Origin of the sequence: Phytoactinopolyspora halotolerans, assembly GCF_010550675.1 — a bacterium.
Lineage (GTDB): Bacteria > Actinomycetota > Actinomycetes > Jiangellales > Jiangellaceae > Phytoactinopolyspora > Phytoactinopolyspora halotolerans.
Genome location: NZ_JAAGOA010000002.1, coordinates 11846 through 26659, shown reverse-complemented (window position 1 = coordinate 26659; position 14814 = coordinate 11846). Strand labels below are relative to the sequence as shown.

13 protein-coding genes are annotated in these 14814 nt (G+C 67.2%); 4 read left to right on the top strand and 9 right to left on the bottom strand.

What is annotated here, in order from left to right; translation table 11 throughout:
* Positions 1 to 10 precede the first annotated feature (10 nt).
* From G1H10_RS02430 to G1H10_RS02415, 4 genes are all read right to left on the bottom strand, one after another.
* Positions 11 to 1045, bottom strand: a complete 1035-nt coding sequence (locus G1H10_RS02430; RefSeq protein ID WP_163732220.1) for a LacI family DNA-binding transcriptional regulator — start codon at positions 1043 to 1045, stop codon at positions 11 to 13.
* 29 nt (positions 1046 to 1074) lie between these two features.
* Complete coding sequence (locus tag G1H10_RS02425; protein WP_163732217.1) at positions 1075 to 1992, bottom strand: carbohydrate ABC transporter permease; 918 nt, start codon at positions 1990 to 1992, stop codon at positions 1075 to 1077.
* Entirely contained in the window at positions 1989 to 2954 is a 966-nt protein-coding gene (locus tag G1H10_RS02420) for a carbohydrate ABC transporter permease (RefSeq protein ID WP_163732214.1), read from the bottom strand. Before G1H10_RS02420 ends, G1H10_RS02425 begins: the two co-directional genes overlap by 4 nt.
* A 96-nt stretch (positions 2955 to 3050) precedes the next feature.
* Positions 3051 to 4433, bottom strand: a complete 1383-nt coding sequence (locus tag G1H10_RS02415; RefSeq protein WP_163732210.1) for an ABC transporter substrate-binding protein — start codon at positions 4431 to 4433, stop codon at positions 3051 to 3053.
* Between the two features lie 549 nt (positions 4434 to 4982).
* Here G1H10_RS02415 and pdhA point away from each other — a divergent pair.
* The 3 genes from pdhA to G1H10_RS02400 are packed head-to-tail and all read left to right on the top strand — an operon-like array spanning position 4983 to position 8644.
* Positions 4983 to 6137 (top strand): pyruvate dehydrogenase (acetyl-transferring) E1 component subunit alpha, encoded by a 1155-nt coding sequence (gene pdhA, locus G1H10_RS02410; protein ID WP_163732208.1) that lies wholly within the window; start codon positions 4983 to 4985, stop codon positions 6135 to 6137.
* Positions 6134 to 7123, top strand: coding sequence for an alpha-ketoacid dehydrogenase subunit beta (locus G1H10_RS02405; protein WP_163732206.1), 990 nt, complete (start codon positions 6134 to 6136; stop codon positions 7121 to 7123). Before pdhA ends, G1H10_RS02405 begins: the two co-directional genes overlap by 4 nt.
* A 24-nt stretch (positions 7124 to 7147) precedes the next feature.
* The gene (locus tag G1H10_RS02400; RefSeq protein WP_163732203.1) at positions 7148 to 8644 is read left to right on the top strand and encodes a dihydrolipoamide acetyltransferase family protein; all 1497 of its coding nucleotides are present in this window, start codon (positions 7148 to 7150) and stop codon (positions 8642 to 8644) included.
* Positions 8645 to 8816: 172 nt separating this feature from the next.
* Here the strand turns inward: G1H10_RS02400 and G1H10_RS02395 are convergent, their stop codons facing one another.
* Positions 8817 to 10145, bottom strand: a complete 1329-nt coding sequence (locus tag G1H10_RS02395) for a thioester domain-containing protein (protein WP_163732200.1) — start codon at positions 10143 to 10145, stop codon at positions 8817 to 8819.
* 316 nt (positions 10146 to 10461) lie between these two features.
* Between G1H10_RS02395 and G1H10_RS02390 the strand changes: the two genes are divergently transcribed.
* A complete protein-coding gene (locus tag G1H10_RS02390; RefSeq protein WP_163732197.1) occupies positions 10462 to 11259 on the top strand; it encodes a thioesterase family protein in 798 nt (265 codons plus the stop codon).
* A 10-nt stretch (positions 11260 to 11269) separates the two neighbouring features.
* Here the strand turns inward: G1H10_RS02390 and G1H10_RS02385 are convergent, their stop codons facing one another.
* From G1H10_RS02385 to G1H10_RS02370, 4 genes are all read right to left on the bottom strand, one after another.
* Complete coding sequence (locus G1H10_RS02385; RefSeq protein WP_163732194.1) at positions 11270 to 11974, bottom strand: metal-dependent transcriptional regulator; 705 nt, start codon at positions 11972 to 11974, stop codon at positions 11270 to 11272.
* 75 nt (positions 11975 to 12049) lie between these two features.
* Positions 12050 to 12901 carry a metal ABC transporter permease gene (locus G1H10_RS02380; protein ID WP_163733238.1) on the bottom strand — a complete coding sequence of 284 codons (852 nt, stop codon included), beginning with the start codon at positions 12899 to 12901 and terminating at the stop codon, positions 12050 to 12052.
* The gene (locus tag G1H10_RS02375; RefSeq protein ID WP_376778569.1) at positions 12901 to 13623 is read right to left on the bottom strand and encodes a metal ABC transporter ATP-binding protein; all 723 of its coding nucleotides are present in this window, start codon (positions 13621 to 13623) and stop codon (positions 12901 to 12903) included. The genes G1H10_RS02380 and G1H10_RS02375 overlap by 1 nt, the downstream gene beginning before the upstream one ends.
* Before the next feature lie 151 nt (positions 13624 to 13774).
* Positions 13775 to 14644 carry a metal ABC transporter substrate-binding protein gene (locus G1H10_RS02370; RefSeq protein WP_163732191.1) on the bottom strand — a complete coding sequence of 290 codons (870 nt, stop codon included), beginning with the start codon at positions 14642 to 14644 and terminating at the stop codon, positions 13775 to 13777.
* Positions 14645 to 14814 lie beyond the last annotated feature (170 nt).

Here is a 14814-nt window from a genome sequence, read left to right as displayed (position 1 = left end):
GCCGGCCGGTTCACCGGTGAGCTGCCGCGCGCGGAGGCGCCGTGCTGGAACGAATGATCAGCTCGGTCGGCATCGTGGTCACCTCGACGCCGGGGTACGTCGCTGTGCCGAACGTGCGCATCCGCTCCAGAAGTGAGTCCGCAGCGATCCGCCCCTGTTCTCGCACGGGCTGCGCCACCGTCGTCAAGCCGAATACCCATGCCAGATCATGATCGTCGACGCCTACCACGGAAAGGTCCTCGGGCATGCGCACACCGTCCGCCCGGGCGGCGTGCACGACGCCCATCGCTACCTCGTCTGAGACAGCGAAGATAGCCGTAGGCAGTGGGCCACGCCGCTTGAACTCGGCATACGCCTGTACGCCGGCCTCGGCGATGAATTTGGCTGGAGCCACGAGCTTCGGGTCCGGCTCGATGCCGGCCTCCCGCAGCACCTCCTCATAGCCCTGCTGCCGGTCCGGCGCCACGGGGAAGCCCAGGCTATGACCTGGATCCCCGCCCGCGAAACCGATCCGCCGATGGCCGAGGTTCACCAGATGACGCACGGCCGTACGGCCCACCTCGACATCGTCGATCCGCACCGTCGAGATCCCGGGCATGACGGGCCCGACCGCGATCACTGGCCGCTGCATCGTCACCAACGCGTTTACCTCGTCAGGCGTAAGCGGAAGACTCAGCACGACCAGTCCGTCGACGCGCTTGCGCAACAATTGGGTGTCGACGGCGTGCCGCCGCTCGGTCTCGATGTGGGTCAGGCCGTACCGGAGTACGTCATAGCCCGCGCCGGAGATCACCTCCTGAACGCCTTCCGCGATCGCAGTGAAGTACCAGCCACTGGCTACCGGCGGCGATACCACGCCGACCGCACCGGTCCGGCCGGTGGGGAGACCGGCGGCACTCGGTGACGCCACGTAGCCCATCTCAGCCGCGATGTCTCGAATCATCCGCCTGCGGGTGTCCGACACTCCGGGCAGCCCACGCAGGGCGCGCGACACGGTGGTCGCGGACACCCCCGCACGCGCCGCCACGTCGATGATCCCCGTCACCGCACGCCTCCTAGGTTCCGCCCAACCTCTCAGCCCTTCACGCTGCCGGCCAACAGCCCTCGGACAAAGAAGCGCTGCAGGCCCAGGAAGACGATCACCGGGATGACCATCGAGACGAACGCGCCCGCAGACAGCAGGTGCCACTCGGTGCCCCGGGTTCCGACAAGTTCAGCGATCCGCGCGGTGAGCGGTGCCACGTCCGACGTGCTGCCGGCGAACGTCAACGCCACCAGCAAGTCGTTCCACACCCAGAGGAACTGGAAGACACAGAAGGCGGCGATCGCCGGCATGATCAAGGGCAGCATGATCGTGCCGAAGATCTTCACATGCCCGGCCCCGTCCACGCGGGCAGCCTCCACAAGTTCGGCGGGAACGTCGCGCATGAAATTGTGCAGGAGGTATATCGCCAACGGCAACGCAAACGTCGAGTGTGCGATCCACAACGGCCAGAACGTCCCGTTCAGACCGACATCGACGAAGATCTGCAGCAGCGGCACCAGCGCGATCTGAATCGGAACGATCTGCAGCGCGAACATCGCGACGAACAGGCTGTCCCGGAACGGAAACCTCATCCAGGCGAATGCGTACGCGGCGAGCAACGCCAGCGTCACGGGAATGACGACAGACGGCACGGTGATCGCGATGGAGTTCACCACGTACGTCGACAGCTCCGTCTGGCTGCCGAACAGCACCTCACGATAGCTCTCGAAGGTGAGCTCGGGATCGGTGAACCAGTTCCACCACCCGTTGCCCTTGATGTCGTCCTCGGGACGGAACGACGAGAGCAGCAGGCCGAATGTCGGGAGCGTCCACAGCACCGCGATGATGATCGCCGCCGTCGAGGCACCGGGGGAGCTCAGCCGCTTCCGCGCTCGAGCGGCGGACGAGACGACGGCGGTGGATTCCGGACCTCCGTGGGCTTGCGGCGTGGTCGTCACGGCGTTCATCGGATGTCCGCCTTTCGCAGCTGTCGAACGTTGTAGATCACGATCGGAACCACCATCACGAACAGCACCATCGCCAGGGCGGCACCGAGCCCGTAGTTGCCGCGGACCAGGCTCTGCGTATAGAACTCATTCGCCACGATGCTGGTCTCGAACTGACCGCCGGTCATGGTGCGGACGATGTCGAAGACCTTCAGCGTCGCGATGGAGATCGTCGTCAAGACAACGATCAGCGCCGGTCGGATGCTCGGCACGGTGACGTAACGGAACAGCTTCACGCCATACAACCCGTCGATGCGCCCGGCCTCGACGATGTCCTGTGGAATTCCCTTGATCGCGGCCGACAGCACCGTCATCGCGAACCCGGCCTGCACCCAGATCAGGATCGCTATCAGCAGGAACGTATTGAGTGGTGCATTCAACATGAACTGTTGCGGCTCAAAGCCCAACCAGACGAGGAACTGGTTGATCAGGCCGATCTGCTCGATGTTCTGCTGGTCCGGGCGGTACTCGTACATGAACCGCCAGATCACCGAGGCGCCCACCAGCGAGATCGCCATCGGAAGAAAGATCAGGGCCTTGGCGAATGCCTCGAACCGGGACCTGTCTACCAGCACCGCGTACACCAGGCCGATCAAGGTCGCGGTCACCGGCGCCACGAGCACCCACAACAGCGTGTTGCGCAAGACAATGAGCAAGTCGTCGCGTTCGAACAACGCACTGTAGTTGTCCAACCCGACGAACGCCTCGGTCGTCCGGTCGAAGAACGACTGGTATGCCGTCCGTGCCGCCGGATAGAGCAGCCCGACCGCAAGGAGGAGCACGGCAGGGGCGACGAAGGCCAGCGACTGCACCAGGTCGGTGCGCCCACGGACGCGTCCCACCACGAGCAGGATAAAGCCCATCACACCACCGAACAGTGCAACGGCGATGAGCATCTGAACGAGCTTCTCAGCGGTATCCATAGATTCCACCTGTGATACGGCCGCGGGGCCGGACGCGACACGACCGGCCCCGCGACACCCGGGTCAGCGACCGAATGATCACGGCTGAGCCGTGGATCATTCCGGCCAGTTCTCCTCGATCTGGGTCAGAACGGTTTCCGTGTCGGCACCTGTGATCCAATCCACCATGCCGGTCCAGAACGAGCCCGCGCCGACGTCGCCCGGCATCAGGTCGGACGCGTCGAAGCGGAAGACCGCGTCGTCGTCCTGCAGCAACTCGGCGGAGAGCCGGCTGATCGGATCCTGGTAGTTGTCCAGATCGACGCCGGTGTTGGCGCTGACCCACCCACCGAGCGTCGCCTTCAGGTTCGCCCACTCGGCACCGGCGACGTACTCCTGGAACGCCTGCACCTCGGGACGGTCGTCGAACGCCACGGTGAACTCTCCGGCGCCGAGCACCGGATCGCCGAACTCCTCCTCAATCGGGGGAAGATAGAAGGCGTAGACATCGCCGTCCTCGGCGATCTCCGTGCCCTCCGGCCAGTTCGGGGCGTAGAACGACGCCGCGCGATGCATGTAGCACTGCTGCTCCAGGATGGGAAGCCCTGCCTGGTTGACGTCGGTGGTGGCGATGCTCGACACGTCCCCGAAACCACCGTTGACGTAGTCTGGATTCTTCAAGATCTCACCGGCCGTGTTGACCGCGTCCACGACCTGCGGGTCGTTGAACGGGATCTCGTGTTGGTACCACTGGTCATACACGTCCGGGCCAGCGGTGCGCAACAGAACATCCTCGATGAAGTCGGTCGCCGGCCAACCGGTGGCATCACCGGATGCGATTCCCTGGCACCACGGAATGCCGCCATCCGCGACGATCTGGTCGGACAGCGCGATCATCTCGGCCCACGTCTCGGGGATTTCGTAGCCGTTGTCTTCGAACGCCGACGGCGCGTACCACACGAACGACTTCACGTTCGACCCGAGCGGAGCGGCGTAGAAAGTTCCGTCGACCGTTCCGTACTCCTTCCAGTCCGGCGAGAAGTATTCGTCGACGTTCTCCTCCACTCCGGCCGGCGCCGGGACCGGTGCGCCCGTGTCACGGACGATGGTCTGCAGCAGACCGGGTTGCGGCAGATACGCGATATCCGGCGGATTCCCGCCCTGAATGCGAACCTGCAGCTGTGCCTCGAACTCGTCCGAGGACTCATAGACGACGTCGACCCCCGTACATTCCTCGAAGCCCACGTACGAATCGATGTGTGACTGGTCCTCGGGCGGCGTGATGGTGCTGTAGATGGTCACCTCGGTGCCCTCAAGGTCACCGTAGGTCTCCGTGTAGTGCTCGAAGTCCGCGCAATCGACGTCGCCTCCGCCGCCGGCGGACGCGTCGTCTCCGCTATCTCCATCATCTCCGCCATCGTCGCCGCAGGCGGCCAGGAGCAGCGCCAAGGCAGCAACGCCGCCGATGGCCGCCGTACCCTTGCGGGTCTTATGAACCATGGGATCTCTCCCCCTCCCTATGCCCGGCCGGGCGCCGATCGCCCTCTTAACCGGCTCGGCACGCGTAGTGCTCGGGACTAACGAAAACGTTTACGTCATGGAATCTCAAGGGCCATAAGGCACCGAAAACGTAACGATTACGTCACACCGGATCGACCGAAAATTTCGGATGGCGCCGCACCTCGGGCAACGTCCGCACACCGGAGCCACATGCTCGGAAGCCCGAGGACTTGTCCGGGTCGCATGAGTCCACGCCGGGCGAACTTGTGCAAGTCAACGAGCCCGTAATCCTGCATCTACCGGCAGGCTTAGACATGAGGTTGCCGACGTGTCGGCGTCGATGGCCGTGCGGTCACCGGTGCGGAGAATCCGAGTCGAGTATTCACGGAGCCGCCGCACTGGGTACCGTGGCGGTAGCAGCATCGTGATGTGAGTCACGAACGCCGACGGTCAGCCGAGGGCACACCCTCCGCTCTCATCTGACCGGCGGTCACAACACGGCCAGGCTGGCGCGGCGACCCCGCGACGCCGATGACGTGAAGGAGAGACATGACTGTCGACACGGCGGCCACCTCGAACCGCGGTGCGGCTGATGGCGAGCCCGAGCTCGTCCAGCTGTTGACACCCGAGGGGCAGCGGATCCCCCACGAGCGCTATGACGCGCTGATCGACGACATCACGGCAGACGAGATCCGCGGCTTCTACCGTGACCTCGTCCTGTCCCGGCGCATCGACAGTGAGGCCGTCTCGCTGCAGCGTCAGGGCGAGCTCGGCCTGTGGGCGAGCATGCTCGGGCAGGAGGCGGCACAGGTCGGCTCCAGCCGCGCACTGCGCCGCCAGGATCACGTCTTTCCGACATATCGGGAACACGCGGTCGCCTGGTGCCGCGGCGTCGATCCGGCGCAGCTGCTCGGCCTCTTCCGCGGCGTGGACCAGGGCAGCTGGGATCCCGCGCAGAACAACTTCCACCTCTACACGATCGTCATCGGCGCACAGACCTTGCACGCCACCGGCTATGCGATGGGCGTGCAGCGGGATGGGGCCAATGGCACCGGAGACCCGGACCGGGACGCCGCGGTGATCGCGTATTTCGGCGACGGTGCCACCAGTCAGGGCGACGTCAGCGAGTCGTTCATCTGGGCCAGCGTGAACAACGCGCCGGTGGTGTTTTTCTGCCAGAACAACCAGTGGGCGATCTCCGAGCCGCTGGAACGCCAGACCCGGGTGCCGCTCTACCGCAGGGCGCACGGCTTCGGCTTCCCCGGGCTCCGAGTGGACGGCAACGACGTCCTGGCCTGTCTGGCCGTCACCCGTGAGGCGCTGCAACGCGCACGCGACGGCGAAGGACCATCGCTGATCGAGGCGTTCACCTACCGCATGGGCGCGCACACCACCACGGACGATCCCACCCGATACCGGCTAGATACGGAGCTCGAGCACTGGCGGTTGAAAGACCCCATCGAACGGGTGAAGGCCTACATGATCCGCAGTGAGATGGCCGACCAGGCCTTCTTCGAACAAATCGAAGCTGAGGCCGACGACATGGCCGAGCGGCTGCGCCGGGAATGCCGCGCGTTGCCGGACCCCGCGCCTGACTCCATCTTCGACCAGGTGTACGTGGACACTCCGCCGACACTGCTCGCTCAGCGGGACGAGATGGTCCGTTACCTGGATTCCTTCGCCGACGAGGAGGCTTCGCGATGACCTCCAACGCATCCACACTGACCTTGGCCAAGGCGCTCAATGCCGGTCTGCGGCGCAGCATGGAGAACGACCCGAAGGTCCTGATGATGGGGGAGGACGTCGGCAAGCTCGGCGGCGTCTTCCGGGTCACCGACGGATTGCAGAAAGACTTCGGCGAGGACCGGGTCATCGACACGCCGCTGGCCGAGTCGGGCATCATCGGGACCGCCGTCGGACTGGCGTTGCGCGGCTACCGGCCGGTGTGCGAGATCCAGTTCGACGGCTTCGTCTTTCCCGGCTATGACCAGCTCGTCACCCAGGTCGCCAAGATGCACTTCCGCTCGGGCGGCAGGCTGCGGTTGCCGATCGTCGTGCGCATCCCCTACGGCGGAGGCATCGGTGCCGTGGAGCACCACAGCGAGAGCCCCGAGGCCTACTTCGCGCACACGCCCGGGTTGAAGGTGGTCACCTGCGCCAACCCGATCGACGCCTACTGGATGCTGCAAGACGCCATCAGCGCCGACGACCCGATCATCTTCTTCGAACCGAAACGCCGCTACTACGAGAAGGCGGAGGTCGACCTCGACAACCACCCGGGCATCGGGCTGCACGCGTCCCGGGTGGTGCGGGACGGGTCGGACGTCACCGTCGCCACCTACGGCCCGATGGTCAAGACGTGCCTGGAGGCTGCCGTCGCGGCGGAGGACGAGGAGCGTTCCCTGGAGATCATCGACTTGCGCACGCTGTCTCCGCTGGACCTGGACCCGGTCTACGAGTCGGTCCGCCGCACCGGTCGGCTCGTCGTCGTCCATGAGGCGCAGCGCACGCTCGGAATCGGCACCGAGGTGGCGGCCCGCGTCACCGAGGAGTGCTTCTACTCGCTCGAGGCGCCCGTCGTCCGGGTGACCGGGTACGACACGCCATATCCGCCTGCCCGGATCGAAGACGACTACCTGCCCGACCTTGATCGCGTGCTCGACGGAGTCGACCGCGCCCTGGCGTACTGAAAGCGTGAGGAAAGGACGACGAGCGTGAGCGTTTCGCAGTTCAACCTGCCCGATGTCGGAGAAGGTCTGACCGAGGCGGAGATCGTCTCCTGGAAGGTCAAGCCCGGCGACTCGGTCAAGGTCAACGACATCATCGTCGAGATCGAGACTGCCAAGTCACTCGTCGAACTGCCCTGCCCGTACGCCGGGGTGGTCGAGGGCCTGCTGGTGGAGGAGGGACAGACGGTGCCCGTGGGCACCCCGATCATCTCCGTCCGCACCGGCGAGGGCAAGCCGGTCGAGGACGTCGGCGCGCCGGGCGAGGGGGCCGAAAGGACCGCCGAGCAGCGCGAGGGTATGGCCGAGCAACCGGCCAAGCCCACATCCGCGGAGACCACCGAGCCGGCCGAGCCGGCTGAGCCGGAACGTCAACCCGTCCTGGTCGGCTACGGTCCGCGGACGGCGTCGGCCAAGCGCCGGCCGCGCAAGCCGGGTACGGAGCCGAGTCAAGGACGCTCTGACACCAACGGCACGCCGCAGCGACCGTCGACCGGAAACGGCGAGCCAGCCGGAGCCGGGGACGCCGCAGGAGAAGGTGCGGCGACCGGCGCACGGCCGCGAGTCCTGGCGAAACCACCCGTGCGGAAGCTCGCGAAGGATCTGGGCGTCGACATCTCCACGGTGACTCCCACCGGACCGAACGGCACCGTCACCCGTGACGACGTGCACACCGCCGCCGCGGCCGTATCCACTCCGACACCGACGGAGGCGGAGACGGCGACCGCATCGGCCCAGCCGGCCCGCGAACGCGTCCCGTCCGGTCTCGGCTGGCACGGGGAGGACCGGGAGGAGCGGCTCCCCATCCGCTCGGTGCGCAGGAAGACCGCCGAGGCGATGGTGCAGTCCGCGTTCACCGCGCCGCACGTCACCGAGTTCGTGACCGTCGACGTGACCCGCACGATGAAGCTGGCGGAGCGGTTGCGCGAATCGCGCGAGTTCCGGGATGTGAAGCTGACGCCGCTGGCCCTCGTCGCGCGAGCGCTGTGCATCGCCATTCCGCGCACGCCAGAGGTGAACACCCGCTGGGACGACGACGCCGGCGAGATCGTCGTGCAGCGCTACGTGAACCTGGGCATCGCGGCGGCCACGCCGCGCGGCTTGGTCGTGCCGAACATCAAGGATGCGCACGAACTGTCGCTACGCGAACTGGCGACCGGCATCAATCAGCTGGCCGCGACCGCCCGGGAAGGAAAGACTCCGCCCGGCGACATGATGGGCGGCACCATCTCCATCACCAATGTCGGGGTGTTCGGGGTCGACACCGGCACTCCGATCATCAACCCGGGTGAGGCCGCGATCCTGGCGTTCGGGGCGGTACGTCAGCAGCCGTGGGTACACAAGGGCAAGATCAAGCCGCGCTGGGTCACCACGTTGGGGCTGTCGTTCGACCATCGGCTCGTCGACGGCGAGCAAGGATCGCGGTTCCTCTCCGACGTCGCGTCACTCCTCGAGGACCCCGGCAACGCCCTCGCCTGGAGCTGACCACCACTCCTAAATGATCATGTGAAGTGGGTTTCTTCGTGCACTACCATGCCTGCAGACATGGTACGGCGCGAGAAAACCTACTTCACATGATCATTTGGAGGCGTGCGGGACGGCCCCGCGAGTGTGACGAAACCACTCGCGGGGCCGTTGCATGCGGTTCGGTCGACGGCTAGCCGTTGTCCCGGTCGGCGGTCTTCAGGCCCCGACGCTGCAGCCCCAGAGCGGCAGCCCCGGCGAGCATGGCGGCGGCACCGACACCCAGCAGCAGCGTGGAGTCCGCACCGGTGTCCGGCAGGTCACCACCCTCGTCACCGTCGTCCTCGTCATCCTCCGGCGGCGTCGTCTCCTCCGGCGGCGTGGTCGGCTCCGGGCTCGGGGACTCCTCGTCGTCCTCGTCATCCTCCGGCGGCGTGGTCGGCTCGGGGGTCGGCGACTCCTCCTCGTCGTCGTCCTCGTCATCGTCCGGCGGCGTCGTCGGCTCTGGCGTCGGCGTCGGAGTGGGCTCCGGGGTCTCGGTCGGTTCCGGCTCCGGCTCGTCCGGCGTGGTCCAGGTGACCTCGCCGGAGACCTCGAGGTGGGTGTTCTCCGCCCCGGCCAGGATCAGCGACTGGGTGCGGAACTCATCCTTCTGGCTGTCGTTGTACTTGTCCCCGACGAAGAGCCGCCCCAGGCTCAGCGCAACGTCGGTCTCCAGCGTCAGCGTGCCCGCACCGTCCTCGGCGTCCTCGGGTACGTCGACGTAGATCTCGCTGCCGTCGGTGACCTCGTCGCCGAGTTGCTGCGAATCACCGTCGACCAGCTCGACGCCCTCCGGCAGCTGCGACGACAGCTGCGCCGCCTCCGCGCTGGTGGACACGGTGAAGGGGCCGATCAGCGTGCCGGTCTCGCCGGCCAGAGCCGCCGGGTCCAACGCCAGCTCCGGCTCGGGCTCCTCGCCGATGCCGACGTTCTCCTCGCCGGTCAGGTATTGGTACAGCGCCACCACGTCCGCACCGGAGTGGCGGCCGCGACGCTGCGTCGGATCATCCTCGTCCAGGTTGGCGCCGTCGCTGAAATGCCAGACCGATGCCTGGGTCGCCGCGACGGCCTCCTCCACGGAGAGACCGCCGTCGAACTCGTGCTCGACGGCTTGCTCGATTCCCGCGAGATCGACGGCCGGATACGAATGGTGCAGGATCCAGTTGACCTTGTCCCGGTTCTGATGGAACGGCGAATCCGGATTCGGGTACGCATCCCACGGAACTTCCTCGTAACCCGTGTGCTCGGGGTCGATCGGCACATGCAGCTCGACACAGTACGTCTGCAGCAGCGCTCCGTCATCGGCCTGCAAGCCGAACAGCGTCGTGCCCACTGGCCTCGAGCTGTCCTCTAGGTTCACCCGAAGGCCGCTGACGTGGCGCTCGGGGAACAGCTGAGCCTTGGCCTGCGCCTCGGCAGGCGCCAGGTCTCCGCCCTCGTCGGCCGCGACGACGGCAGCCGTCGAGCCGAGACCGATCATGGAAACAACGAGACCGCCCGATAACAGAGCGGCCCTCTTGCGGACAGGGGTCGGCATTGCTCTCCTTCTCTTGCCCCCACCAGCCCCCGTTACAGGCAGGATCATCAGCCCTTGTTTTGTGTGATGGTCTAACCAAAGATCATCTCTGCCGACGCAGATGCTACCGAACCGTCACATAGCACGTACACCCACCCCATGCGATCAATCGGGGTGTGTCGGAAGATGCCGAATTTACCGCCGACTACCTGCCCAAACGCCGAAATCGTCACAGAAAGTGTCTAGGCAGCAACTGATGGTTAGCATAAGGTCGGTTGCCGTGGCCGACTTCAACGAAGCGACGACCGTCAAGCAGACCGAGCCCGGTTGCTACGACATCGACATCGACGGCACGTGGTCCGTGGGCGACGTGCCCAACGGCGGCTACCTGCTCGCGCTGATCCTGCAGGCCGTGTCCGCCGAGTCGCCGCATCCGCACCCCGTCAGTACCAGCGCGCACTTCGTGGCACCGCCGTCACCGGGGCACGCCCAGATCAACGTCCACCTGCTTCGGGCCGGCCGCACGACGGCGACGCTGCGCGCCACGCTCGTCCAGGACGACATTCCGCGCGTCGAAGCGCTGATCACGACTTCGACGCTGGACCGGGACGCCGACGTCGAGTGGGCCGGGCCCACGCCGGAGCCCGTCGCCCCCGTCGACGAGTGCATCCCGGCGGTCGTCGATCTACCGGACGGGACCCACGTCGGGCTGCTGGAGCACGTCGATCTCCGGCTCGATCCGCAGACGCTCGGCTGGTTCTCCGGCCGGCCCGCCGGGCAGCTCTCGATGCGCGGCCACGTCCGGCTGGTCGACGGCACCCAGCCAAGCCCCATCGTGCTCGCTCTCGCGGTCGACTCACTCCCGCCCACGGTCTTCGGCCTGGGCCGGCTCGGCTGGGCACCCACGGTGGAACTGTCCGTGCTGACGCGCAGCCTTCCGGCACCGGGATGGCTCACCGTCCACCTGCGCGGCAGACTGGTCCGGGACGGCTGGTTCGACGAGGAGGCGGAGGTCTACGACTCGGACGGCTCGCTGGTCGCACAGTCCCGCCAGCTCGCGCGCGTGCGCGTCGGATAACGCCCGATCGCTACGCCGGTTGCGCCGCGGGCCGGGTGACCCACAGGGCGGCCGCGGCGACGTCGGTCAGCTCCAGCTCGGACGCGGCGTCACCGGCGCCGACGAGCAAGGTCGACGATCCGGCGTAGGACCGCCGACGCAGAACCTCGATCCGTTGATCGAGCGAGATCTCATTGGCGGTGAAGTAACGCAACAACTCGGGTTCGTCGTCCGAGATGCGGGCGACGAAGCCGACGTCACCGACACCGAGCGTGGACAGCGGGACCGCGTCGGGTCGTCGTACCGTCCCGTCGGCCGCGGGGATCGGATCGCCATGCGGGTCGCGGGTCGGATGGCCGAGCCGCTCGTCCATCCGGTCGAGCAGCCGGTCGGACACCACGTGCTCCAGTTGCTCCGCCTCGTCATGCACCTCATCCCAGCGGTAACCGAGTTCGGCGACGAGGTAGGTCTCGACCAGCCGATGCCGGCGCAGCATCCGCAGCGCCAGGGCCGTGCCCTCCTCGGTCAGCGCGACCGGACCGTAGCGTTCATGCGTGACCAGCCCCTGCTCGCTGAGGCGGCGCACCATCTCCGACACCGCGGGCGCACCGACGCCGAGCCGGGCCTTCAGGTACGACGCGGTCACCGCGACGTCGTCCCACTCGCGCGCCGCGTAGATCACTTTGACGCAGTCTTCAGCCGCGACCGATACCTTGCCCAGGTGCTCAACGACCACACCGACAGCTTAGACGTCCGGCAACCGGGATTTCCCATCTCGCGAGCCGGGCGACGCAGCCGGTGCACCCCGCGCTCACGGCCTGACCGTCCGCCGTGGCCGCAGCCGGCGCAGCCCAGCCAGACCCCGCGGCGCCAGCAGATAGACGGCGAAGAACAGCAGCCCCTGGGCGAGAACCACGGCACCGCCCGACGACACATCGGCATAGTACGAGTAGTACAGGCCCACGATGGCACAGCCGATCGCGGACGACGGCGCCAGCAGCAGCATCCGCTCCATCCTGGCGGTCAGCAGGTATGCGGTAGCGCCAGGGGTGATGACCATCGCGACGACGAGGATCACCCCGACGGCCTGCAGCGCGACCACGACGGTGAGCGCCAGCAACGCCAGCAGGAGGAGCTGCAACCGACGGGGGCTGATACCGATGGCGTGCGCATGGCCGGCGTCGAACGCGTAGAGCGTGAGGTCACGACTCTTCAGCACCAGTGTCGCCGCCGTCAGAAGGCCCAGCACCAGCACCTGGGCGAGGTCCGTGTCGGAAACGCCTAGCACGTTACCGAAGAGGATGTGGTTGAAGTCGACCTCACTGGGCGTGACCGAGATCAGCACCAGCCCGAAGGCGAACAGCGTGGTGAACACCACCCCGATGGCGGCGTCCTCCTTGACGCGCGAGGTCTGTCGCACCGTCCCGATCAGCCAGACCGCGGCGCAGCCGAACGCGAACGCTCCGAGAGCGAACGGCGCGCCCGCGAGGTACGCGAGCACCACCCCCGGCACCACGGCATGCGAGACCGCGTCCCCCATCAGGGACCATCCGATCAGCACCAGCCAGCAGGACAACAGGGCGCAGACGGCGCTCGCCACGATGGTGACCAGGAACGCCCGCTGCATCACCCCGAACTGCACCGGGTCGACGAGGAACTCGATCACGCCCGAGCCTCCCCACCGTGGAACGCCAGCGCCAGATTCTCCGGGCGCAGCGCCTCGTCCGGCGTCGTGTGCATCAGCACCCGCCGGTGCAGGAGGATGGCCTCATCCGCGAGGTCGGGGACCGCGTCGAGGTCATGCGTAGCGACCAGCACGGCACAACCGTCGTCGGCACGACGTCGCAACAGTTCCGACATGGTGGCCTCGGACCGCTTGTCCACCCCGGAGAACGGCTCGTCGAGCAGCAGCAGCCGGGCGCCCTGAGCGATCCCGCGCGCCAGGAAGACGCGCCGGCGCTGACCGCCGGAGAGCTCGCCGATCTGCCGGTCCGCGAGGCCGGCCAGATCCGCCTGGTCGAGCGCGTCGTCGACGGCGATGCGATCGGCCGCACGCGCACGTCGAAGCGGCGACATCCGACCGTACCGGCCCATGGTCACGACGTCGCGCACCCGGAGCGGGAAGTCCCAGTCGACGTTCTCCGCCTGCGGCACGTACGCGACCTCCCCCGCGCGGCGGCTGCGCGCCGGATCCGCGCCGAACAGGCGCACCACCCCGTCGTGTGGACGCAGCAGCCCCATCACGGTCTTGAACAGCGTCGACTTGCCCGAGCCGTTCATCCCGATGAGCGCGCAGATGCGGCCCGCGCCCAGCTGTAGCGACACCCCGTCCAGCGCGACGACATCCCCGTAGCTGACGCTCACGCCCGACAGCTCGACCACCACGTCGGGCTTCGTCTCCGCGTCGGCGCCTATCCGCTCATCGGCGCCCGTCCTTCCGCCTGGGGGAGCCTGCCCTGCGCCGGTACCGGCTCGCCTGAGATGCACGCCGGGACCGTCGGCCGCCGCCGCGTCGTCGTCGCGTTTCACGCAAGCATCAGCTCCCCTGCCCGTTCAGACCGGCGATGATCGTCGCGACGTCACGACGGATCAGATCCAGGTACGTCGGTACGGGGCCGTCCTCCTCGGACAACGAGTCGACGTACAGCACCCCACCGAACGCGGCGCCCGCGTCGCGGGCGACCTGCCGCTGGAGCTCGTCGCTGACCGTCGACTCGCAGAACACCGCGGGGACGTCGTGCTGTCGTACGTACTCGATCGCACCCGTGACCTGTCGTGGTGTCCCTTGCACGTCGCTGTTGACCGGCCACAGGTAGACCTCGGTGAGGCCGGCATCGGCGGCGAGGTACGAGAACGCGCCCTCACATGTGACCAGCGCGCGCTGATGAGGCGGCAGTTCGGCCACACCGGCCAGCAACGTCTCCTGCACGTCGGCGACCTCGTCCGCGTAGGCGGCGGCGTTGGCCTCGTACCGGTCGCCGCCGCCGGGGTCGATCTCCGCGAGAGCGTCCGCGATGTTCCGGGCGTAGATCGCGACGTTGAGCGGGGACATCCAGGCGTGTGGGTTGGCATCGCCCGCGTAATCGCCGGAGGCGATGGGGAGCGTGTCGATTCCGTCCGTCACCACTGCGCTCGGCGCGTCGATCCTGGCCATGAAGTCGGAGAACCACAGTTCCAGGCCGAGCCCGTTGTACAGGACGAGGTCGGCGTCCGCCACCCGCCGCACGTCGCTCGGGGTCGGTTCGTAGCCATGGATCTCCATGCCCGGTTTGGTGATCGATTCGACGACGACGCCGTCGCCGCCGACGTTCTGCGCGATGTCGGCCAACACGGTGAACGTCGTGACCACCTTGAGCCGGCCGTCGTCGGGGTCGACGGCCGCGACATCACCCCCACAGGCCGACATAACGAGAGCCGAAGTCAAGAGTCCGGTATGCCAAAGACCAAACTTCGGCCTACCGAACTTTGTGCCCGACACGTCTCCACCTCGCTCATCGTCGCCCAGATTTCAGAGCCTAGTGCACGCCGACCACCGACGCGACAGGTGCGGAGGACGGCGCTCCCGGATGCCGCCGG

Bases quoted from the DNA above. Each gene is read 5' to 3' on its own strand.
- G1H10_RS02425 (WP_163732217.1), bottom strand. From the start codon at position 1,992: ATGAACGCCGTGACGACCACGCCGCAAGCCCACGGAGGTCCGGAATCC.
- G1H10_RS02420 (WP_163732214.1), bottom strand. From the start codon at position 2,954: ATGGATACCGCTGAGAAGCTCGTTCAGATGCTCATCGCCGTTGCACTG.
- G1H10_RS02415 (WP_163732210.1), bottom strand. From the start codon at position 4,433: ATGGTTCATAAGACCCGCAAGGGTACGGCGGCCATCGGCGGCGTTGCT.
- pdhA (WP_163732208.1), top strand. From the start codon at position 4,983: ATGACTGTCGACACGGCGGCCACCTCGAACCGCGGTGCGGCTGATGGC.
- G1H10_RS02405 (WP_163732206.1), top strand. From the start codon at position 6,134: ATGACCTCCAACGCATCCACACTGACCTTGGCCAAGGCGCTCAATGCC.
- G1H10_RS02395 (WP_163732200.1), bottom strand. From the start codon at position 10,145: ATGATCGGTCTCGGCTCGACGGCTGCCGTCGTCGCGGCCGACGAGGGC.
- G1H10_RS02370 (WP_163732191.1), bottom strand. From the start codon at position 14,644: ATGTCGGCCTGTGGGGGTGATGTCGCGGCCGTCGACCCCGACGACGGC.